The 20,447-nt window shown below is 54.1% G+C and carries 24 protein-coding genes; 5 read left to right on the top strand and 19 right to left on the bottom strand.

Features of this window, described 5'->3' with window-relative positions; translation table 11 throughout:
• Positions 1-5 precede the first annotated feature (5 nt).
• Together uspG and rnk are read right to left on the bottom strand one after the other, a co-directional pair.
• Positions 6-434 (bottom strand): universal stress protein UspG, encoded by a 429-nt coding sequence (gene uspG, locus ACMYSK_RS11960; protein ID WP_434643319.1) that lies wholly within the window; start codon positions 432-434, stop codon positions 6-8.
• Between the two features lie 191 nt (positions 435-625).
• Positions 626-1,036 (bottom strand): nucleoside diphosphate kinase regulator, encoded by a 411-nt coding sequence (gene rnk / locus ACMYSK_RS11955; protein ID WP_434643316.1) that lies wholly within the window; start codon positions 1,034-1,036, stop codon positions 626-628.
• A 240-nt stretch (positions 1,037-1,276) separates the two neighbouring features.
• Here rnk and ACMYSK_RS11950 point away from each other — a divergent pair, with 240 nt between their 5' ends.
• Positions 1,277-2,107: an alpha/beta fold hydrolase gene (locus ACMYSK_RS11950; protein WP_434643313.1), complete on the top strand. Its 831-nt coding sequence runs from the start codon at positions 1,277-1,279 to the stop codon at positions 2,105-2,107.
• Positions 2,108-2,135: 28 nt separating this feature from the next.
• Here ACMYSK_RS11950 and rna read toward each other — a convergent pair whose 3' ends face one another.
• Together rna and dcuC are read right to left on the bottom strand one after the other, a co-directional pair.
• On the bottom strand, positions 2,136-2,933 hold the full coding sequence (gene rna, locus ACMYSK_RS11945) for a ribonuclease I (RefSeq protein ID WP_434643311.1): 798 nt from the start codon (positions 2,931-2,933) through the stop codon (positions 2,136-2,138).
• A gap of 81 nt (positions 2,934-3,014) precedes the next feature.
• The gene (dcuC, locus tag ACMYSK_RS11940; RefSeq protein ID WP_434643309.1) at positions 3,015-4,388 is read right to left on the bottom strand and encodes an anaerobic C4-dicarboxylate transporter DcuC; all 1,374 of its coding nucleotides are present in this window, start codon (positions 4,386-4,388) and stop codon (positions 3,015-3,017) included.
• Positions 4,389-4,680: 292 nt separating this feature from the next.
• Here dcuC and pagP point away from each other — a divergent pair, with 292 nt between their 5' ends.
• Both pagP and cspE read left to right on the top strand, forming a co-directional pair.
• Entirely contained in the window at positions 4,681-5,256 is a 576-nt protein-coding gene (pagP, locus tag ACMYSK_RS11935) for a lipid IV(A) palmitoyltransferase PagP (RefSeq protein ID WP_434643306.1), read from the top strand.
• Between the two features lie 195 nt (positions 5,257-5,451).
• On the top strand, positions 5,452-5,661 hold the full coding sequence (cspE, locus tag ACMYSK_RS11930; protein WP_004859511.1) for a transcription antiterminator/RNA stability regulator CspE: 210 nt from the start codon (positions 5,452-5,454) through the stop codon (positions 5,659-5,661).
• Between the two features lie 57 nt (positions 5,662-5,718).
• Here the strand turns inward: cspE and crcB are convergent, their stop codons facing one another.
• Complete coding sequence (gene crcB / locus ACMYSK_RS11925) at positions 5,719-6,102, bottom strand: fluoride efflux transporter CrcB (RefSeq protein WP_434643303.1); 384 nt, start codon at positions 6,100-6,102, stop codon at positions 5,719-5,721.
• A gap of 90 nt (positions 6,103-6,192) precedes the next feature.
• On the opposite strand from crcB, the gene ACMYSK_RS11920 reads away from it, so the two are divergent.
• Positions 6,193-6,981 (top strand): deaminated glutathione amidase, encoded by a 789-nt coding sequence (locus tag ACMYSK_RS11920; protein ID WP_434643300.1) that lies wholly within the window; start codon positions 6,193-6,195, stop codon positions 6,979-6,981.
• Positions 6,982-7,108: 127 nt separating this feature from the next.
• Positions 7,109-7,315, top strand: a complete 207-nt coding sequence (tatE, locus tag ACMYSK_RS11915; RefSeq protein WP_004859519.1) for a twin-arginine translocase subunit TatE — start codon at positions 7,109-7,111, stop codon at positions 7,313-7,315.
• 229 nt (positions 7,316-7,544) lie between these two features.
• On the opposite strand, the gene lipA is transcribed toward tatE, so the two are convergent.
• The 14 genes from lipA to lptE form a co-directional block, all read right to left on the bottom strand.
• On the bottom strand, positions 7,545-8,510 hold the full coding sequence (gene lipA, locus ACMYSK_RS11910; protein WP_434643297.1) for a lipoyl synthase: 966 nt from the start codon (positions 8,508-8,510) through the stop codon (positions 7,545-7,547).
• A 179-nt stretch (positions 8,511-8,689) separates the two neighbouring features.
• The gene (locus tag ACMYSK_RS11905; RefSeq protein ID WP_434643295.1) at positions 8,690-9,649 is read right to left on the bottom strand and encodes a YbeF family transcriptional regulator; all 960 of its coding nucleotides are present in this window, start codon (positions 9,647-9,649) and stop codon (positions 8,690-8,692) included.
• A 144-nt stretch (positions 9,650-9,793) separates the two neighbouring features.
• Complete coding sequence (gene lipB, locus ACMYSK_RS11900; protein WP_434643292.1) at positions 9,794-10,438, bottom strand: lipoyl(octanoyl) transferase LipB; 645 nt, start codon at positions 10,436-10,438, stop codon at positions 9,794-9,796.
• A gap of 97 nt (positions 10,439-10,535) precedes the next feature.
• Positions 10,536-10,799 (bottom strand): DUF493 family protein YbeD, encoded by a 264-nt coding sequence (ybeD, locus tag ACMYSK_RS11895; protein WP_041144576.1) that lies wholly within the window; start codon positions 10,797-10,799, stop codon positions 10,536-10,538.
• A 114-nt stretch (positions 10,800-10,913) separates the two neighbouring features.
• Entirely contained in the window at positions 10,914-12,113 is a 1,200-nt protein-coding gene (gene dacA / locus ACMYSK_RS11890) for a D-alanyl-D-alanine carboxypeptidase DacA (protein ID WP_434643289.1), read from the bottom strand.
• A 143-nt stretch (positions 12,114-12,256) separates the two neighbouring features.
• The gene (rlpA, locus tag ACMYSK_RS11885) at positions 12,257-13,378 is read right to left on the bottom strand and encodes an endolytic peptidoglycan transglycosylase RlpA (RefSeq protein WP_434643288.1); all 1,122 of its coding nucleotides are present in this window, start codon (positions 13,376-13,378) and stop codon (positions 12,257-12,259) included.
• A 10-nt stretch (positions 13,379-13,388) separates the two neighbouring features.
• On the bottom strand, positions 13,389-14,501 hold the full coding sequence (gene mrdB, locus ACMYSK_RS11880) for a peptidoglycan glycosyltransferase MrdB (protein WP_434643285.1): 1,113 nt from the start codon (positions 14,499-14,501) through the stop codon (positions 13,389-13,391).
• A complete protein-coding gene (mrdA, locus tag ACMYSK_RS11875; RefSeq protein ID WP_434643282.1) occupies positions 14,501-16,402 on the bottom strand; it encodes a peptidoglycan DD-transpeptidase MrdA in 1,902 nt (633 codons plus the stop codon). The genes mrdB and mrdA overlap by 1 nt, the downstream gene beginning before the upstream one ends.
• Positions 16,403-16,429: 27 nt before the next feature.
• The gene (gene rlmH, locus ACMYSK_RS11870) at positions 16,430-16,897 is read right to left on the bottom strand and encodes a 23S rRNA (pseudouridine(1915)-N(3))-methyltransferase RlmH (RefSeq protein ID WP_015584895.1); all 468 of its coding nucleotides are present in this window, start codon (positions 16,895-16,897) and stop codon (positions 16,430-16,432) included.
• A 3-nt stretch (positions 16,898-16,900) separates the two neighbouring features.
• Positions 16,901-17,218: a ribosome silencing factor gene (rsfS, locus tag ACMYSK_RS11865; RefSeq protein ID WP_004859547.1), complete on the bottom strand. Its 318-nt coding sequence runs from the start codon at positions 17,216-17,218 to the stop codon at positions 16,901-16,903.
• A gap of 221 nt (positions 17,219-17,439) precedes the next feature.
• Positions 17,440-18,069 carry an adenosylcobalamin/alpha-ribazole phosphatase gene (locus ACMYSK_RS11860; RefSeq protein WP_434643279.1) on the bottom strand — a complete coding sequence of 210 codons (630 nt, stop codon included), beginning with the start codon at positions 18,067-18,069 and terminating at the stop codon, positions 17,440-17,442.
• Between the two features lie 102 nt (positions 18,070-18,171).
• Entirely contained in the window at positions 18,172-18,822 is a 651-nt protein-coding gene (gene nadD / locus ACMYSK_RS11855; RefSeq protein WP_434643276.1) for a nicotinate-nucleotide adenylyltransferase, read from the bottom strand.
• Positions 18,815-19,846: a DNA polymerase III subunit delta gene (holA, locus tag ACMYSK_RS11850; protein ID WP_434643273.1), complete on the bottom strand. Its 1,032-nt coding sequence runs from the start codon at positions 19,844-19,846 to the stop codon at positions 18,815-18,817. Before holA ends, nadD begins: the two co-directional genes overlap by 8 nt.
• Entirely contained in the window at positions 19,846-20,436 is a 591-nt protein-coding gene (lptE, locus tag ACMYSK_RS11845) for an LPS assembly lipoprotein LptE (protein ID WP_434643271.1), read from the bottom strand. Before lptE ends, holA begins: the two co-directional genes overlap by 1 nt.
• Positions 20,437-20,447 lie beyond the last annotated feature (11 nt).

Here is a 20,447-nt window from a genome sequence, read left to right as displayed (position 1 = left end):
CTGCGCTAGCGGACGACCATCACCGGAATGTGGGCATGGCGAATGACGCTTGAGGCATTAGACCCGAGCAGGTGGGTGCTGATAGAGGGATTACGGGAACCAATCACGACCACATCGGCCTTAATTTCGTTCGCCAGTTCGTTCACCATATCCCGCACGCTACCGAAGCGGACGTGCATTTTGATCCGTGAAGGGTCAATGCTGAAATGACCCGCCATCGTTTTCAGGCGCGTTTCCGCTTCGTGCTGGAGATGTTCTTCAAAACGGCGCAGATCGGCGGTGAAGCGGCTCATCGTGAAGCTGGACGACCCGGGCAGGACGTGGAGCAGGTGAATAATACCATCCTGCTGGGCTAAAAATTCCGCGTGGCGGACGGCCTTGTCGCTCAACTCCATCTCAAAAACATCAACCGGCATAATGATAGTTTTATACATATGCATTTCTCCTTGTTCGACTGTTTCTATATCAACATATTATACGAAGATATAGTGTCATTCAGGTCGCAAAACTGTCAGCTCAGGAGAAGGTAAGGGTAAAATTTTGTCAGAGCAGCAAGAGAGGGGCAGAAAGAGGATGTAAAGACATCCTCTGAAGAAAGCGTGAAACGCCTCAGGCAGTGGGGGAATTAACGATGAAACTCACCTGCGGCTTCCGGCTGATAGAGCAGCTCCAGTACTTCAAGATGCGCTGATGTGCCGCCGGGCAATTCCCAGTGAATCGCACTGCCGACTTTCAAACCGAGCAGCGCGGCGCCGACGGGGGCGAGTACGGAAAGCTGAGTGGCGCTGTCCGTCACCTGCGAGGGAAACACCAGGGTCCGCACGCGTTCTTCACCGTTGCTCAAATCGCGGAATCTGACTTTACTGTTCATGCTGACAACATCCGACGGCATCGCTTCCGGTGCCAGCATTTGTGCACGATCCAGTTCGTCGTTCAGCGCGTCTGCGACCGGGGAATTAGCGAAAGCCGGCTGCTCGAGCAGCCTGTCGATGCGTTCAGCATCGAGCTCATTAATGATGATTGCGGGTCTGGTCATCGCATACTCCGTGTTATCCAGGAACCTGTCCGTAAAAGAAAACCCTCACCGTAAAGGCAAGGGTTAATGTCATCCCATCATACTGAGACTTGTCGGCGGTTTGAAGTGATTAAACGCACATTAAGCGATGATCGCAGAAAGCAACATATGAAATTTATGCTAATGCCGTCACAACCGAAAAATCTGTCTTATCCTTTTTAAGCTGTATCAGGTAGTACCCTTCCAATACAGGAGACTCAAATGAGCGGTTTTGACAAACTTACTCTCAACGATGGTAGTTATCTGTATTTTAAAGATTGGGGGAGCGGGCAGCCGGTGGTGTTTAGCCACGGTTGGCCGCTGACGGCTGATGCTTTTGAAGATCAAATGCTGTTCCTCGGATCGCAGGGATTCCGCGTTATTGCTCACGATCGTCGGGGACATGGCCGTTCTGCACAGCCCTGGGACGGGCATAATATGGATCAGTATGCTGACGATCTGGCGCAGCTCACGGCTCACCTGAATTTACGTGATGCCGTTCACGTCGGACACTCAACCGGCGGTGGAGAAGTCGCGCGTTATATCGGCCGGCACGGCACCGATCGGGTCGCGAAAGCGGTTCTGATTAGTGCCGTGACGCCGATTATGCTTCAGACTGATTTCAACCCTGGCGGCGTTCCCAAAGCGGTATTCGACAGCATCAGGGAAGGGGTTATTGAGGATCGGGGCGCGTTCTTCTATGAGCTGACAGCTGCGTTCTACGGCTACAACCGCGACGGAGCCAAAGAGTCAAAAGCGGTACGCGAAGGGTTTGTTGAGCAAGGATTACAGGGGTCGATTAAAGCCCTTTATGACTGCATTAAAGCCTTTTCGGAAACCGATCTGCGCGAGGACCTGCGCAAAATGACGATCCCGACCCTTGTTATTCATGGCGATGATGACCAGATTGTACCGTTCGAAACCTGCGGGAAGGTGGCGGCTCAGCTGTTGCCTGATGGCGAATTAAAGGTCTATCAAGGTGGATCTCATGGGATCTGTACGACCCATAAACACCAGATAAACCAGGATTTACTGGATTTTATTCGCGCCTAGCATACCGGCGGCTTACGCCGCCGAATCATCAGTTACCGGCTTTATCAATCACAAATTGCTTCGCACAATTCCCCGGATGGGGCTGCGGCAGGAAGGAATCTGCGGAAAGCGGCTGATTAATGGTTTCCGCTTTAAGGGCGATTTGCATTTCGGTCAGGTAGGCCGGGTTACCGTTACAGGTCAGCTTAAATGCTTTCACGCTCTGCTTGCCATAAGCCTGCGCGATTGCGGCATCGAAGTCGTCGCGGCTGACGCTCTGCCCGTAGTGTTTTGCCAGGAAAATGCCCAGCGGACTCTGCTTCACTTCGCCGCCAAGACGCACCATCGTACCGAAGTAGCTGTCCGGATCGAAGCCAAAGCAGACGCCGTGTTTCGCATATTCGTAGCGTTCGAGGCATGAATTGCCGCCGGAACCCGGCATGACGCTGTTGAGTTTGTTCGCCATTTCGAGAGACAGCCCGGTTTCTGCCGCCTGGCATTTACGTCCGGCCTGCACTTCAGGCATGTTGGGTACGGGGCGGGTGGCACAGCCAAAACGCATCCAGCGCCGATCGTCAACGCCGCGGGCCGCGATGGATTTAGGCAGACCGGGCCAGAGACCATGCACCGTCAGGAAATCCGCTTTATTGGGTAATTCCTGCTGCAGACGACACTCTTCCGGCTCGCTGCGGTTTCGGTCATGCATGCTTTGACAGAATCCCGTTTGCCAGGACAAAGCCAGCACATAACGGTCGAAATCGCCATATTGGGTTGCGGTAAGTGGTTCAGCGCCGGCCTGGGTTGCCGTGAGTAAAAGGGCAATGGCGACGAAATCCTTCCTGAACATTTTTATTCCTGATAGTGGGTGACAATGATTTACAGGAAATGATTAAAGCATAAAAAGGCGCCTGCTGGCGCCTTTTCGCGTTTATTGAATCGCGCTGCCGGGAACCAGAACTTCGGTGGCGATAATCACCACCAGCAGACCAACGATAACCGGGACAGAAGTCCGCTTCACCACTTCGAACGGCGAGATTTTCGCCATCCCGGCCACCGCGACCACGACGCCGGAAACGGGTGAAATTGTCCGGCCCAGGTTTGAAGCCTGCAGCATGGGAATCGACAGGTAAGCCGGGTTGATGCCCGAAGAGTGGGCCAGTTTTGGGATCATCTCCACGAAGGCGTAAAACGGTGCGTTACCGGACCCGGTCGTCATGGCAGCCAGCATTGTCAGAATGACCAGCACTAGCATTAAAATGATGCTGGCTGAACCAAACGACGTGGCTATCGAGATCAGGCTATTAATAAAACCAATGGTGCTCAGGCCCTGGGCAAAGACGCCCGCGGCGACTAGCAGCATGACGACGCCAGCGAAGGCATCGGCCATGCCACGGTAGGCCACTTCCAGTCCGGCAAAAACGTTTTTGGTGTTAAAGCCGCGGAAAAACTCCAGCACTGCCGCCAGCAACATGCAGAGTACGAGGATGGCAATAATATGCAGCTCCGGACCCCATTTGCCGTCGAAAATCAGCACGCCAATAATCGGTGTAAACGGCAACAGGGCGTAGAAAGACGGTGCGGTGGTGGTGATTTCATTCACATCAAGCATTTCGTGAACGACGTTCTCTTTTTTATCCAGATAGCGTTGCCAGAAGAAATGGGCAATGGCCATGCTGATAATCGCGACGATGGAGATCGGCAGCGTGGTTTTAAAGGCAAAGTCGATGAGCGGCATTTCCGCCGCTTTGGCGGCCAGGACTACGTCACCGGAGGTCGGCGAGAGGATAATCGCCGCCGGTGAGGCGCAAATTGCCGCCGCCGCACCGCGGCTGATTCCGACGTTCACCATGACCGGGAACAGCGTGGCCATCAGCAGAACCCCCAGACCGGTGGCCGAGGAGACGGCCAGCGACATCAGGCAGGCCACGAAATAGGCGGCGATCATCAGCAGATAAGGGGAGTTGATATAGCGCAGCGGTTTCGAGGCCAGCTTCACCACCATATCGTTAGCGCCAATATGGGTCATATAGGTGGCGAATCCGCAGAGCATCATGATCATCATGCCCAAATCGCCGCCGCGGCTCATCAGGAGAATTTTGACGTACTCGATGATATCGGTGGCGGAATACCCCGTGCTTTTCGTCTCGCCGGGTAAAATTTTGTGTCCCATCAACGCGCTGACGATGAGCAGCGTCAGACCGCCGACGAAGAGTACGCCGGTGGCGGAATACCCTTTAATGATATAGCGGGCAACACCCACAATGACCACAATCCCAATCAGGATCTCAACTAGCGTAAGCATTTTTTACCCCTAAGCCCTTTACCCAAAGAATCTGCTAATAAATAAAGTGAAGAAAAAATTAAGTGAGCGAATGTGCCTAATAAATGGGCGAAACATGCTGATGCAAATCAATAAACCGATGAGAATCCGGCAATCAAAAGCGGAGGGGAGGGGAGCATCACAAAACGAGAATGGTAGAAACAGCGGCGTTTTTACGATCGTAAATCAAGAGTTTGCCTAATTTCGTTAAGGTAATATTAAGATTATACTTGTTAACTTAATGCGCTTTAAAATCAATATTGGTAATAGATAAGTGTTGAGACTACGTCAGTTCGTATTGTTTATTCTTGTTTTTTTAGGGTTAATGCTCTCTGGTAGCGCGGCTAATGCGTCATTTACGTCGTCCATTCGCGATGGGTATAACACATTAAGTGATAACGTCGTGGAGACCTGGCAGGAACCTGAACACTACGATCTGTATGTTCCCGCGATTACCTGGCATGCCCGCTTTGCCTATGACAAAGAAAAGACCGATGAGTATAACGAGCGTCCCTGGGGAGCTGGATTCGGCGTTTCGCGTTGGGATGATAAAGGCAACTGGCATGGCATCTATCTGATGGCTTTTAAGGACTCATTTAACAAATGGGAGCCGATTGGCGGCTATGGCTGGGAGAAAACCTGGCGCCCGCTGGCGGACGATAACTTCCATCTCGGACTGGGATACACGCTGGGCGTGACGGCGCGAGATAACTGGAATTACATTCCAATTCCAGTCATTTTGCCATTGGCATCAATTGGTTACGGTCCTGCGACCTTCCAGATGACCTATATCCCCGGCACCTACAATAACGGCAACGTTTTGTTCGCGTGGGCCCGTATTCAGTTTTAGCGCTGGTATAGCTTAGCAACAAAAGAGCTAAGTCATTTGTCCTTTGAAAAAACAACAACTAAGGCGTGACCTCCTAAAAAAGATAGCGACTTTTGTCACTTTTTAACAAACTTGGACTGGACAAAAGGCATCACAATTGATGTACTGGTGTCCGACACAGTATCAGTGTCGTTTTTTCATATAAAGGTAATTTTGATGTCTAAGATTAAAGGTAACGTTAAGTGGTTTAATGAATCCAAAGGATTCGGTTTCATTACTCCGGAAGATGGCAGCAAAGATGTATTCGTACATTTCTCTGCAATCCAGTCCAACGGTTTCAAAACTCTGGCTGAAGGTCAGCGTGTAGAGTTCGAAATCACTAACGGTGCCAAAGGCCCTTCTGCTGCAAACGTAAACGCTATCTAAGCATTGCGTCAGTAGAATATAAAAACCCGCCCTGAGCGGGTTTTTTTTTGCCTGTGGTTAGCGGCTGGCGGCGTGAGAAAAGAGCCAGAATGCCGCAGCCGTCATGGCGAACGAACCTAACAGGTTGACCAGAACATTCAGCAGTGCCCAGCTGAACCGGCCCTGTTGCAGCAGAAACACCACCTCCGATGAGAAGGTCGAAAAAGTGGTCAGCCCGCCGCAAAATCCGGTCGTGATCAGCAGTTTCCACATCGGGTCAACGTTCGTCAGACGATTAAACCACGCCAGCCCGGCACCAATAATAAATGCGCCTAGCAGGTTTGCCGCGAGTGTACCAATGGGAATGGCATGATGCATTGGATTGAACTTCATTCCTAACCACCAGCGCAGCACGCTACCGGTACCCCCACCAACAAAAACGGCTAAAAGTAGTTGTGACACTCTTATTCCCTGCTATTTGGTTAATATAGGGGTTTGAGTGTAGCGCGCAAAATGCGTGACTGGCTATGAAATACCTGACGGGAGAAAACAATGCGGGTTGCTGCAGGACAATTTGCCGTAACGCCGGACTGGCGAGTCAATGCGCGAACCTGCGTTGAATTGATGAATCAGGCGGCCGGGCAGGGAGTATCACTGCTGGTGTTACCGGAAGCATTGCTGGCTCGGGACGACAGCGATCCGGATTTATCGGTCAAGTCGGCACAGGACATTGATGGCGGTTTTTTACAGCTGCTGCGTGATGAAAGTCGGAATAATGACTTAACCACGGTGCTGACGTTGCATGTCCCTTCTGATGAAGGTCGAGCGACGAATACGCTGGTGGCGATCCGCCAGGGTGCGGTGATTGCCCAATACCAGAAGCTCCATTTGTATGACGCGTTTAATATGCAGGAGTCGCGTCTTGTCGATGCCGGGCAACAGATTCCGCCGCTGATTGACGTTGACGGGGTACGAGTTGGCCTGATGACCTGTTACGATTTACGCTTTCCTGAGCTGGCATTAGCGCTGGCGCTGAACGGCGCTGAAGTGCTGGTTTTACCCACTGCGTGGGTGAGGGGCCCGATGAAGGAGCATCATTGGGCCACGCTGCTGGCAGCCAGGGCTCTGGATACAACCTGCTACATCGTGGCTGCAGGGGAATGCGGAACCCGTAATATTGGCCAGAGCCGTATTGTCGACCCGATGGGGACGACGCTGGCGGGAGCGGGGGACGGGCCGCAGATGATGACTGCCGACATTTCGACAGCGTCACTGCGCCAGATTCGCGAGCGTTTGCCGGTGTTGAAAAACCGCCGCTTTGCGCCACCGCAATTATTGTGACGTTTTTTTAAACAAGGCTTGATTCACCTTGTTACAGATTGCTATTGTGTCCGCGCGACAAATAGCCGTTAATTGTTCGCGTGTATAATGGCGTATTCGCAGCTTGTTTTAGAGAAGAAGGTTAGCTATGGGTGAGATTAGTATTACCAAACTGCTGGTTGTCGCGGCACTGATTATTTTAGTGTTTGGTACCAAAAAATTACGTACGCTGGGTGGAGACCTGGGTTCGGCTATCAAAGGCTTTAAGAAAGCCATGAACGACGATGACGATAGCGCGAAGAAAACCAGTGCTGAAGAAGACGCACCGGCACAGAAACTCTCTCATAAAGAGTAATTAAAGGCGCGTTCCCCGACAGCGGGCACGCGTAACCGACAGGCGTGAGCCTGAACGTAGAAGAGACTGCAGCGATAAGCGTTGCGGTCTCTTTTTGCTGCCTGTGGCTGGGGAAGTATAAAAAAATGCAACCAGTTGTTACCGGCTTAAGGTGAGGGTATTGAATGGTCGGGGATAAAACAGTCCGCCGCGCGAAGGGCTTCACGCGGCGGCAGAACGGCCGTGAAATTTATTTCACTTCCATCCCTTTGGCTTGCAGGTCAGCGTGATAAGACGAACGAACGAACGGACCGCAGGCGGCGTGGGTGAAGCCCATGGCCATCGCTTCGGCTTTCATTTCTTCAAATTCGTCCGGGCTAACATAGCGCTGAACCGGCAGGTGATGACGGCTTGGCTGCAGATACTGGCCTAAGGTGAGCATGGTCACGCCGTGACGACGCAGATCGCGCATCACTTCGACGATCTCGGCGTTGGTCTCGCCGAGGCCGACCATCAGCCCCGATTTGGTCGGGAGCTCAGGGTGTGCTTCTTTGAAACGCTCCAGCAACTTCAGTGACCAGTTGTAGTCAGCACCAGGGCGAACCTGTCGATACAGACGCGGTACGTTTTCCAGGTTGTGGTTAAACACATCTGGTGGCGTTACGGTGAGGATCTCCAGCGCGCGATCCATACGACCACGGAAGTCAGGCACCAGAGTCTCAATCTTAATCGTCGGGTTTTTCTCACGAATCGCGCTAATGCAATCGGCAAAGTGCTGAGCGCCGCCGTCACGAAGATCGTCGCGGTCAACGGAGGTCACGACGACATAGCGCAGGCCCATATCGGCGATAGTTTGTGCGAGCTTCTGCGGTTCGTTAGCATCCGGGGTAACCGGACGGCCGTGTGCAACGTCACAGAACGGGCAACGGCGGGTACAAATCGCGCCGAGGATCATAAAGGTGGCCGTTCCGTGGTTGAAACATTCCGCAAGGTTTGGGCAAGAAGCTTCTTCACACACGGAGTGCAAGCCGTTCTTACGCATCGCTGCTTTGATTCCCTGGATACGGGACGAGTCAGCCGGAAGTTTGATTTTCATCCATTCCGGTTTTCTGAGCAGAGCTTCACGCTCAGTTGCCACGTTTTTCACCGGGATAAGGGCCATTTTATCGGCGTCGCGGTACTTAACACCGCGTTCCATCACAATGGGTTTACTCATAGCGTGCGTGTTCCAGTTGCGAGTCACGAAGGAAAGCGAATTAATTCAATGAAATGTTGTATTTATCAACTATTTTTGAATCAAGGACAGGCAGTATACCATTGATACGGGACAGAAAGCAGCCTACCTGTTCGGCAAATTGTATAATAGTTGTTGTTTTATGCTTACCCTCACGTGCTTTATTGAGTAAACGACTGGCGAACCGCTTCGATAATCTCATTCAGCAACGGTTCCTGAGCACTCAGCCGGTTGTAATGCAGCGAAATATCGATGCGTTCTTCCCGTAGCTGAGGGTAGTCGAGCATCGCCAGCGCCCAGGTTCGCGCCACCAGAGAAAACATCCGCTCCGGCATCAGACCAATCATGTCGCTTTGACTAATCAGCGCCGCCTGAGCAAAAAGGTTGTAGCTGCTAAAACCGCAGCGACGATCCCCGAGGTGTTCCTGCAGCCGCCGGTGTATCGCCGGATAGCGCTGACCTTCCGGGAGTATCAACGCGAACTCATATTGCCGCAGGTTCTCTTCGGTAAGCGGCATTTGCAGCGCCGGGTGGCCTTCGCGGCAGTACATGATAACCCGGTCCTGGAACAGTACGTGATGTGCAATGGCCTGGCCGCTGTAGGCATAGCTATCGATCAGTAAATCTACCTGACGCTGATTGAGCTGGCTGCTGGCATCGGTAATGGCGATATTGTGTAACAGAACCTGAGGAAAACGTGGTTTTAGCGCTTTCGCAATGGCGGGAATAATCAAGGCTCCGATGATGGGAGAGGTTGCGATGGTGATCGCCCGCTGCTGATCCGCGCTACCGGCCAGATCCAGGGCGCTGAGGAAGGATTCCATGCCCTGGCTGATGTACTGATGAAGATGAGTGGCGTAAGCCGTCGGCGTCACGCCCTGGCCTTTGCGAATAAACAGCGGGTCGGGGAACAGGGCACGCAGTTTGTTGATCGACTGACTGATTGCCGATGGCGTAATGTTCAGCACTTTCGCGGCATTCACGATGCCTTTGTGGACATACACCGCTTCAAAAATGGTCAGCAGGTTTAGGTCCACATTGCGCAGAATACGAAATACCTGGCGGTCGTGGTGCGGCTCCTGCGGTATGGGTGACTCTGATGAAGGCGTGTTATTTTCCACTCAGCGCTTCCTTTTATCGGAAATAGCGCAAGTATAGCGGTCGGTAGACACTCCGTGCGTGACATTTAATTGCAAATATAATGAGTTAACGATTGATGATGACGAATGTCGCGCCCCCGGAACAGGGACGCGAGCAGGCGGAAACTAGGCGGCGGCAATCATCTCGTGGGGAGGATTGCCGAGCAGAGCCAGCAGGTTGGCAACCAGATGAGGAGCCACCTTCTCAGGCTGGATATCCGGCTGCCACTGGCGCATTTGCGCCATTTCCATGCCGGCATAGCCGCAGGGGTTAATCCGCAGAAACGGTGACAGATCCATCGCGATATTCAGCGCAAGCCCGTGGAACGAACATCCCTTGCGGATACGTAAGCCCAGCGAACAGATTTTTTGCTCGCCGACATAAACGCCAGGTGCATCGGCGCGCGGATGTGATTCAATTCCGTACCCCGCCAGGGTATTGACTACGGTTTGCTCCAGCAGAGTGACCAGTTCGCGCACCCCCAGCTTACGCCGCTTGAGGTTCAGCAGAACATACATCACCTGCTGTCCCGGCCCGTGGTAGGTCACCTGGCCGCCGCGATCGCTTTGAATGACCGGAATATCGCCCGGAACCAGCACGTGCTCGGCTTTTCCTGCCTGGCCCTGAGTAAAGACCGGAAGATGTTCTACCAGCCAGATTTCATCCAGGGTGGCGTCGTCACGGGTGTCGGTAAATTCATGCATCGCCTGCGAGACAGGTTCGTAAGGTTGCAGGCCAAGTTGACGGATAAGGATTTTATTATGCTGCAAAACAACGTCTCCGCAGAGAGAAGTGACTTAAGCGGCGAGTATATCACAGCAGAGCGGGGAGGGATGACCCGGCGCAGGAGCCGGGTCCGGGAAGAGATTACAGCACCATCCGAACGATTTCGATATTACCCAACTCTTCGTACAGGGTTTCAACCTGCTCGATATGGGTGGCGTTGATGGTGATGGAAACCGAGTGATAGTTACCTTTGCTGCTCGGTTTTACCTGCGGAGAGTAATCACCAGGCGCATGGCGCTGTACCACTTCCACCACCTGATCAACCAGCTCAGGCAACGCCTGCCCCATTACTTTGTAAGTAAATGGAGTAGGGAATTCAAGCAGTTCGTTAAGTTTGGTTTTCATGTCAGCTCCGGTGTTACGACAAAAAATAATAACTCCCACGAAGGGTGGGAGTTATCAGGTTACTTTGATGATTAGTATATGGGGATGTAAATCACACTTTCAAGTGTTCGATTTTTAACCAAACCAGTGGTGGAACATTAACTTGATGTAATCAATCATTTTTCCGAAGAAATTCCCTTCCGGAATTTCTTGCAGGACGACCAGCGGACGCTGATCGATCGTTTTGCCATCCAGCTGGAAGTTAATGGTGCCGACCACCTGATTTTTCTGCAGCGGTGCGTGCAGTTCGGTGTTGTTCAGGACATAGCTGGCTTTCAGGTCTTTCATGCGGCCGCGGGGGATAGTCAGATAAACGTCTTTATCAACACCCAGGGAAGCACGATCGCTGTCGCCAAACCAGGCCGGCTCGGAAGAGAACTCTTTGCCTGCTTTCAGCGGATTAACGGTTTCGAAGAAGCGGAAGCCCCAGGTCAGCAGCTTTTTGCTTTCTGATTCGCGACCTTTATAGGTGCGACCGCCCATGACGGCAGAGATCAGACGCATCTGGCCTTCGGTTGCCGAAGCCACCAGGTTATAACCTGCTTTATCGGTATGGCCGGTTTTAATTCCGTCGACGTTCAGGCTGTTATCCCACAGCAGACCGTTACGGTTCAGCTGGCGAATGCCGTTGAAGGTGAATTCTTTTTCTTTATAGATGGTGTATTCGTTCGGCACGTCACGAATCAGCGCCTGGCCAATCAGCGCCATGTCGCGCGCGGAGCTGTACTGTCCATCTGCGTCCAGGCCGTGAACGGTCTGGAAGTGGCTGTTTTTCAGGCCCAGTGCGTTGACGTAGCTGTTCATCAGGCTGACGAAAGCATCCTGGCTACCGGCAACGTAATCGGCCATAGCGACGCAGGCGTCGTTACCTGACTGCAGGTTGATACCGCGGATCAGCTGAGAAACCGGAACCTGCATACCAGGCTTCAGGAACATCAGTGAAGAGCCTTTAAACACCGGGTTACCGGTTGCCCACGCGTCGTTACCCACAGTAACCAGATCGGATTCTTTAAACTTGCCCGCTTTCATAGCCTGACCGATGACGTAGCTGGTCATCATTTTGGTCAGACTCGCCGGGTCGCGGCGGGAATCGGCGTTATTCTCCGCCAGCACTTTGCCCGAATTGTAATCAATAAGGATCCAGGACTCGGCGTCAATCTGCGGCGCGCCTGGGATCATGGTTTTGAGGTTCAGGTCATCGGCGTGGGCAGCGGAGGAGAGCGCTGCAACGGAGAGGGCCGTAACGAGTAAACGTGCGGTGAAAGAGGTCTTCATGGTCTGAACAACGGCATCCGTGATGGAGTTAAAAAAAGTGCCTTACTATAACAAATGCTCTGTGGACCGGCATCCGACATTGCGCATGACTTTGTTAATGACTTTTTCATGCGCGTAACGTTACGGACATCGGCCCCGCGTGTTTAGTTGGCGTGAGTAATAAATGATTGCAGCTGGGCTTCGCTTTGCAGGCGCTGTTGCACCGTGCTGGCCTGCGATTTACTGCTGAATGGGCCAAGCTGAATGCGCCACACCGCGCCGTTCTGCACGACGCGACCAGGTACGGAAAACTGCTGGCTAAGGCGCTGCTGGTATTGCTGCGCACGGGTCCGATCGCTGACGGCGCCGACCTGGACGACAAAGTCGCCGCTGGCGCTGGCCGAAGAGGTAGCAACTGCCGTCGTCGCAGCGGCGGCGGCCGGTGCTGCGGGGGTGACGCTCCCTTGAACTGAACCCGGAGCGGTAACCGGCGCGCTTTGGGTGGCGGTCTGAACGGCAGGCTCGCTGCTTTCCAGTACGCCGCTATTCAATGGTGTAGGCGCACCGAGGAAGCCGCCGCTGTTCACCGGAGCGCCAACGCTGTCTTCCGGCTTCAGCGTGGCGTTGCTGATCGGGCGAACGTCACTTTGTGTCGTCGGTTCGGTCGATACGCCGGTGCCGCCGTCCAGATCCGGGCGAGCGGGTAGGGCGTAGGTTTGCTTGGCAACGGTAGTACAGGCCATACCCGGGCCGGAGAGTGAACCGTCCGGTGCGACGATGATCGGATCGATCCGCACTTTGGTGTTATTTGATGTATTCAGACGGTCGGCGGAGGCGCGCGAAAGCGAAATGACGCGATCGGTGCCATACGGGCCGCGATCGTTAATACGCACCACGATCATCCGACCGTTTGCCACGTTAGTTACGCGCACGTAGCTTGGGATCGGCAGCGTCGGGTGCGCGGCGGTGAGCTGCGTTGGGTCGAAGGCTTCGCCGGATGCCGTCAGATTGCTGTTGGGTTCGGCGTCATAAATGGCGGCCAGGCCGGTCTGAGTAAAGTTAGACGGATCCTGGACGATTTTATAACTTTTGCCATCGCGCTCGTAATCCTGATTCGCCGTGGCATTTGGCGTCTCATAATGCGGATCGGCACCGCTGATTTCCACGCTTGGGCCATTGCAGACTGCCGGCTGCGGAGTGCTGACCGTCTTCTGTTGAACGTCTTCACCCGAACATGCCGCCAGCAGCCCTGCTGCTATGCAGATCCCCAGCCATTGCTTACGCATCGCGAACCCCTTAAACGCTTTTCGACAACATTTTTCTGTGGGTGTGGATCGACATCACGATACCAAACCCGGCCATCAATACGATCAGGGCTGAGCCCCCGTAGCTGACCAGCGGCAACGGTACCCCCACCACTGGTAAAATACCACTTACCATACCAATATTTACGAAGACATAAACGAATAAAATCAACATTAAACCGCCGGCCATGACGCGACCGAAGGTAGTTTGCGCCTGGGCGGCTATCCACAGCCCGCGCATAATGAGCAGAATGTAGAGCGCCAGCAGAATCAGCACACCAATCAGGCCAAGCTCTTCCGCCAGAACCGCAAAGATAAAGTCGGTATGGCGTTCGGGCAGGAATTCGAGCTGTGACTGCGTGCCGTGGAGCCAGCCTTTGCCGCGTAAGCCGCCGGAACCAATGGCGATTTTCGACTGGATAATGTGATAGCCGGCGCCGAGTGGATCGGTCTCCGGGTCGAGCAGCATCATCACGCGCTGACGCTGATAATCATGCATCAGGAAGAACCATAAAATCGGAATAAACGCGGCCACCAGCACCACTGCAACGCCGATCAACCGCCAGCTCAGCCCCGACAGGAACAATACAAACAGCCCCGACAGCGCAATCAGAATCGATGTCCCGAGGTCCGGCTGGGCTGCCACCAGCAGGGTAGGCAGAAAAATCAGCACCAGCGCAATGGCGGTATTTTTCAGCGAAGGGGGACAAACGTCGCGGTTGATGAATCGCGCAACCATCAGCGGGACGGCGATTTTAGCTATTTCCGACGGCTGAAAACGTACGATGCCAAGATCCAGCCAGCGCTGGGCGCCTTTAGAAATCGCACCGAAGGCATCGACCGCTACCAGTAAAATAATGCAGAAGATATAGAGATAGGGTGCCCAGCCTTCATACACGCGGGGCGGGATTTGCGCCATGACTATCATGATCACCACGCCCATGGCGATCTGGCCTATTTTGCGCTCCATCATCCCAATGTCCTGACCGCTGGCGCTCCAGATAACCAGCGCGCTGTAGGTCAGCAGCGCCAGCAGAATCAGCACCATGGTCGGGTCGAGATGGATTTTATCCCATAGCGATTTTTTGTTCGGATTATCGGTCATTATTGATCCTCCCCCGCCGTCACCGCCGGGCTTTCGCTCGGCAGGTTTGTGTTGTTATCGCCCAACATAATGTGATCGAGAATTTGGCGCATAATCGTACCGACCGCCGGGCCCGCACCGCCGTTCTCAAGAATGATGGCAACAGCAACCTGGGGATTGTTATAAGGGGCAAACGCCGTCATGAGTTTATGGTCGCGCAGGCGTTCGGCGATTCTGTGTGCGTTATAGGTTTCATTGGCTTTCAGGCCAAAGACCTGGGCAGTACCGGATTTCGCCGCAATTTTATACGGCGCGCTGGCGAAGTATTTGTGCGCAGTCCCGTTGCCGCGGTTGGCCACGCCGAACATCCCGTCCTTGGCGATTTCCCAGTAACCGGAGTGAATATCGCCGACCGGCGGCTCGTGTGGCTGAACCCACGGGACCTGCTTACCGTCTTCGACGGTACTTTGCAGCAGATGGGGTACTTTAACCAGACCGTCGTTAATCAGGATCATCAGCGCTTTGTTCATCTGAATCGGCGTTGCGGTCCAGTAGCCCTGGCCGATCCCGACCGGAATGGTGTCACCCTGATACCAGGGCTTCTTAAAGCGCTTCAGCTTCCATTCGCGGGTTGGCATATTCCCGGAACGCTCTTCCGACAGATCGATGCCGGTATAGTGACCGTAGCCGAATTTGCTCATCCACTCAGAGAGACGATCGATACCCATATCATAGGCAACCTGGTAGAAGTAGGTATCCGCTGACTCTTCGAGCGCCTTGGTCACGTTCAGGTGCCCGTGGCCCCATTTTTTCCAGTCGCGATAGCGTTTGTCAGACCCCGGCAGCTGCCACCAGCCCGGGTCGAACAGACTGGTGTTGCGGGTGATGACGTTCGCACTGAGGGCCGATACGGCGACATAAGGCTTCACCGTCGATGCCGGCGGGTAAACCCCCTGGGTGGCGCGGTTGACCAGCGGGGTATTCGGGTCGTTCAGCAGAGCGGAGTAGTCTTTGCTGGAGATGCCATCCACGAACAGGTTCGGGTCGTAGCTCGGCGTGGAGACCAGCGCGAGGATGCTGCCGGTACGCGGGTCGGTGACGACCACGGCTGCACGGCTGCCGGCAAGCAGAGTCTCAATGTACTGCTGTAGCTTGAGATCGAGGGTTAAATAGATATCACGCCCGGCCTGCGGCGGCACCTCTTTAAGCTGACGAATGACGCGACCGCGGTTATTGACCTCGACCTCTTCATAGCCGGTCTGGCCGTGCAGGACGTCTTCGTAATAGCGTTCAATTCCCAGCTTGCCGATATCATGCGTGGAAGCATAGTTGGCCAGCTTGCCCTCTTTATCCAGGCGATCGACATCTTTATCGTTAATTTTTGAGACGTAGCCGATAACGTGGGTCAGGGCGGAATTGTAAGGATAGTAGCGGCGTTTATAGCCTTTAACTTCGACTCCGGGGAAGCGGTACTGATTAACTGCAAAACGGGCTACCTGAACTTCGCTCAGATTGACCTTGACGGGAATCGAGGTGAAGCGATGGGAACGCGAGCGCTCTTTCTTGAAGTTCGCAATGTCATCATCGGTCAGGTCAATGACGTCGCGTAACGCATCCAGCGTTTGCTGCACGTTATCGACTTTTTCCGGCATCATCTCCAGCTGGTAGATGGTGCGGTTCAGCGCCAGTGGCGTACCGTTGCGATCATAGATAATGCCGCGGCTTGGCGGAATGGGGACCAGCTTAATACGGTTTTCGTTGGAACGCGTTTGATAGTCGGTGTAGCGAACAATCTGCACGTTATAAAGATTGGCAACCAGTATGCCGGTAAGCAGCAAAATCCCCAAAAAAGCGACCAGCGCCCGGCGCACGAACAGCGAGGATTCAGCCGTATAGTCGCGGAAAGAATTCTGTAATTTCATTCGCTGCTTAGTCTACCCTGGTCATCATTATTCACGGTGGTAAGGGTGGTTGGTGGTAATGCTCCACGCACGATACAGGCTCTCAGCGACCAGTACGCGTACCAGCGGGTGAGGCAACGTGAGCGTGGAGAGCGACCAACTCTGTTCCGCTGCTGCTTTGCAAGCCGGAGAGAGCCCCTCCGGACCGCCGATAAGCAGGCTGACGTCGCGGCCATCCTGTTTCCAGCGTTCCAGTTCGCGCGCCAGCTGCGGCGTATCCCAGGGTTTACCCGGAATATCCAGGGTCACGATGCGATTTTTGCCTGCGGCCGCCAGCATCATTTCCCCTTCTTTATCGAGGATTCGCTTGATGTCGGCATTTTTACCGCGTTTACCGGCGGGGATTTCCAGCAGCTCGAACGGCATATCTTTTGGAAAACGGCGCAAATATTCACTAAAGCCGGTCTGAACCCAGTCCGGCATTTTGGTGCCAACGGCCACCAGTTGCAGCTTCACGCATTAACTCCAGAGTTTTTCCAGCTCGTACAGACGACGGCTCTCTTCCTGCATAACGTGAACCATGACGTCGCCAAGGTCGACAACGATCCAGTCGGCGGCGCTTTCACCTTCAACGCCCAGCGGCAGCATGCCTGCGGCGCGAGACTCTTGTACTACGTGGTCGGCGATGGACATTACATGGCGCGTGGAGGTGCCGGTGCAAATAATCATGCAATCTGTAATGCTGGATTTGCCATGAACGTCAATGGCAACGATGTCCTGACCTTTCAGGTCATCAATTTTGTCGATAACAAAATCCTGGAGTGCTTTACCCTGCAAGAGTTCCCCCTGGGTGAGTGAAGATTGATAATAATAAACAGCCTGACAGTATACCTGAACTCGTCGAAAAGTCGGGATAAATGTCGGTCAGCAAGCGATGGAGGCGGCTATCATCCCATCCATCGCCCGCGATTGCATCGCCATTTTTGTAAAACAATTTCTGGAAACATTGTTTAGCGGATGCGTTCAGGCTGCGGAGAATAACAGCCTGCTCTGACCTGTCAATGGTCTGCACGGAATTCTTCTTCCTTCAGCCAGTGCGCCTGGCTATTTAATACCCGCAGCGTAGCAAAATCATCGCCCAGCTCGAGTACGCTCCATGCGCCATGCGCGACAGGAAAATGCCACATGGCCTCCGCCGGTAGCTTCAGCAACTGAGCGATAAGCAGGCTAAGGACGCCCTTATGGCCCACGACCAGCAGATTATCAGGCTGCGGGTTCTGCGTTAGTTGCGCTGCGAACGTGCGCACGCGATGGGCAAAATTTTGAAAGTTTTCGCCATTAGTCGGCGCCGCGTGCTGCCAGTCTGCGCACCAGGCGGCATAGTTGCTGGCGTCTTCGAGCTGTAGATCCCTATGGTGGCGCATTTCCCAGTCGCCAAAAAACATTTCGTTGAGCTCGGGGACAATCTGGCGGGGGATCTCCCGTTCGCCGAGCAGCAGTTCGGCGGTGAGTTGGGTTCGTTCCAGGCCGCTGCAGAGAACGCGATCGAACGGGACGGCCTGCAGCAGCTGGCCGAGAGTTTGCGCCTGTATCATGCCGCGCTGGGTTAACGGGGTTGGGGCGTGTCCGCTGTAAAGGCCAGCAACATTGGCCTCGGTTTCACCATGTCGAACTAACCATAATTTCACTGAATATACGCCTTCAGGCAACGTGAATGAATGAGGAGGAGTATAAGCGAAACGACGCTGCACTATTGTATCCGGAGTCACCAACGATGGGACAATGACCGGTTAACAGTAGAGTTTTTGCTGGTGAATATACGCCAGAACCGCCGCTGGCAGCATGTCAGCGCAGGATTCTCCGTGCTCAAGGCGCTGGCGGATAAGCGTGGCTGAAATATCAAACCACGGCGTCTCTGCCAGATAGATAACCCCGGCGGGACGGTTATGCAGTTGCTCGACATCGTGGGTTAAATGTTTATCCAGCCAGCGCTGATCCTCTTCCCGCTTCATCACCAGCGGATAGCCCGGCCGGCGGCAAACGATCAGATGAACATTATCCAGAATTGAGGCGTAGTTGTGCCATGTCGGGAACGTCAGCAGCGAGTCCTGGCCAATAATAAACGCCAGCGGCCGGTCTGGCCCTTGTTCCTGTCGCCACTCTTCGAGGGTTTGTGCCGAATAAGATGGCGTCTGGCGCTGAAGTTCGCGCTCATCGAGCACGAACAGCGGCTTATCGGCGATGGCCAGCGCCAGCATATGCTTACGCTGAGCGCTGGTGGCTTCGGGCTGCGGGCGATGCGGCGGGACATTGTTCGGAACAATAATCACTTTCCCAAGGCCAATCTGATTCGCCAGAATCTCGACGGGTTTGAGGTGACCATAGTGCACCGGATCGAAGGTGCCGCCGTACATTGCCTGCAACTGAGTCATATCAACCATCAATAAAAATGTCTGCCAGCGCTTTATGGCAGAGCAGCAAAGAAAGGCTTTCTAATTCCGGCCAGATGGTACTGCCGTAATCCTGTTTAAAAGTGATCTCCGCCCGGGTCAGTAAAGTGACGGCCTGGCGCAGCTGGTCAGTGCTGAGACGCGCAAGCGCATCGCTTAACAACTGGCGGCGGTTTTGCCACACCCGGTGTTTATCGAAGAGCGTACGCAGTGGCGTATGGGCTGACTGGCGTTTGAGATTAACCAGCAGCAGTAGCTCACGCTGGAGCGTCCGCAGCAGAATAGCCGGTTCGCTCCCTTCCAGACGCAGCTGTTGCAGGATATGCAGTACCCGCTTGCTTTTACCAGCCAGCAGGGCATCTACCCAGTGATACGGAGTGAAGTGGGCGGCGTCGTTTACCGCCTGCTCGACACGTGGCAACGTGAGTTTGCCGTCCGGCCACAGCAAAGAGAGGCGCTCCAGCGCTTGCGCCAGCGCTAACAGATTGCCTTCGTAGCAGTAGCACAGCAGCTGGCTGGCTGCGTCATCAAGATGCAAATTGTGCTGTTTTGCGCGTGCTGCGAGCCAGCGTGGAAGCTGCGCATATTCCGGTGTCTGACAGCTGACCTGAACCGCGCGGCTTGCCAGGGCGGTGACCCAGGCAGCATTTTCCTGTGCTTTGGTCAGCTTATTCCCGCGAACGATTAACAGCAGATCGTCATGGAGCATGCTGACCAGGGTGGCAAGCTGTTCATTGATTGCCGCGTTCGGGCCATTTTCCGGCAGAACAAGGAGCAGCGTCTGACGGCTGGAGAACAGACTCATCGCCTGGCTGAGTGAGAAGAGGGCAGGCCAGTCGGTGCTGGCATCGATGGTCGCGGTATGGTGTTCGATAAAGCCCTGAGTCGCAGCGGCTGTACGAATCGCGTCCTGACTTTCCTGCAGCAGCAACGGATCGCTGCCGAGTAATAAATAGGCCGCGCGCAGCCCTTCGGTGAGCTGCGCGCGGAGTTGTTCTGGGTACAACCGAATCATCAGTTACCCAGCGTGGTAGAGACGCGGTTGCCAGAGGTTGAGGAAGCTGGGGTCGGTGCGACCGTCTTCTCTTCCCCTTTTGTGGCTTCGACATCAGCAACATGGACGCTTGGCAGCTTACGGATCAGCTGTTCTGCGGCTTTGTCGTACATCTCCTGGATTATCATATCCTGCTCGGCATCTTTCGCTAACGCCGCCTGCGGGTTATCGAAGAACGAGCGATAGACTTTCGTCGAGATCGGATAGATATCATGGCCCGGGATCAATACGCTCGCATGAACCGTCATCACCATCTGGTATTCAGCCGTACGACCATCCTGGAAAATGGAGGCCGTGTCTTTTTGAATGGACGAGGCATCCAGACGCAGAGAAGGAATATCCTTACGCAGCGTGCTGCCGTCGATTATCTCGACGCCATTCAGACGCAGCTGATTACGGACCGCACGACTTAACGGACCATTCGGATCGCTCGACTGAAAGATCATGGATTTCATCGCGGTGGGCACCTGAGTGGTGCTCCGCAGATGCCAGCCGCATCCGGCGGTGATGAGCACCGCCAGAGATAACAACAATGTTGCCAGATATCGCACGCTTCCTCCTG

Origin of the sequence: Klebsiella sp. I138, assembly GCF_051131765.1 — a bacterium.
In the GTDB taxonomy this organism is placed as follows: Bacteria; Pseudomonadota; Gammaproteobacteria; order Enterobacterales; family Enterobacteriaceae; genus Klebsiella.
Note: the sequence above shows the minus strand (reverse complement) of the source record. Positions and strands in the feature narration are given on the sequence as shown.

What these genes read in the sequence shown, in the direction of transcription:
- uspG (WP_434643319.1), bottom strand. Translation starts at nt 434, where the DNA reads ATGTATAAAACTATCATTATGCCGGTTGATGTTTTTGAGATGGAGTTG.
- rnk (WP_434643316.1), bottom strand. Translation starts at nt 1,036, where the DNA reads ATGACCAGACCCGCAATCATCATTAATGAGCTCGATGCTGAACGCATC.
- ACMYSK_RS11950 (WP_434643313.1), top strand. Translation starts at nt 1,277, where the DNA reads ATGAGCGGTTTTGACAAACTTACTCTCAACGATGGTAGTTATCTGTAT.
- rna (WP_434643311.1), bottom strand. Translation starts at nt 2,933, where the DNA reads ATGTTCAGGAAGGATTTCGTCGCCATTGCCCTTTTACTCACGGCAACC.
- dcuC (WP_434643309.1), bottom strand. Translation starts at nt 4,388, where the DNA reads ATGCTTACGCTAGTTGAGATCCTGATTGGGATTGTGGTCATTGTGGGT.
- cspE (WP_004859511.1), top strand. Translation starts at nt 5,452, where the DNA reads ATGTCTAAGATTAAAGGTAACGTTAAGTGGTTTAATGAATCCAAAGGA.
- ACMYSK_RS11920 (WP_434643300.1), top strand. Translation starts at nt 6,193, where the DNA reads ATGCGGGTTGCTGCAGGACAATTTGCCGTAACGCCGGACTGGCGAGTC.
- tatE (WP_004859519.1), top strand. Translation starts at nt 7,109, where the DNA reads ATGGGTGAGATTAGTATTACCAAACTGCTGGTTGTCGCGGCACTGATT.
- lipA (WP_434643297.1), bottom strand. Translation starts at nt 8,510, where the DNA reads ATGAGTAAACCCATTGTGATGGAACGCGGTGTTAAGTACCGCGACGCC.
- ybeD (WP_041144576.1), bottom strand. Translation starts at nt 10,799, where the DNA reads ATGAAAACCAAACTTAACGAACTGCTTGAATTCCCTACTCCATTTACT.
- dacA (WP_434643289.1), bottom strand. Translation starts at nt 12,113, where the DNA reads ATGAAGACCTCTTTCACCGCACGTTTACTCGTTACGGCCCTCTCCGTT.
- rlpA (WP_434643288.1), bottom strand. Translation starts at nt 13,378, where the DNA reads ATGCGTAAGCAATGGCTGGGGATCTGCATAGCAGCAGGGCTGCTGGCG.
- mrdB (WP_434643285.1), bottom strand. Translation starts at nt 14,501, where the DNA reads ATGACCGATAATCCGAACAAAAAATCGCTATGGGATAAAATCCATCTC.
- mrdA (WP_434643282.1), bottom strand. Translation starts at nt 16,402, where the DNA reads ATGAAATTACAGAATTCTTTCCGCGACTATACGGCTGAATCCTCGCTG.
- nadD (WP_434643276.1), bottom strand. Translation starts at nt 18,822, where the DNA reads ATGGTTGATATGACTCAGTTGCAGGCAATGTACGGCGGCACCTTCGAT.
- holA (WP_434643273.1), bottom strand. Translation starts at nt 19,846, where the DNA reads ATGATTCGGTTGTACCCAGAACAACTCCGCGCGCAGCTCACCGAAGGG.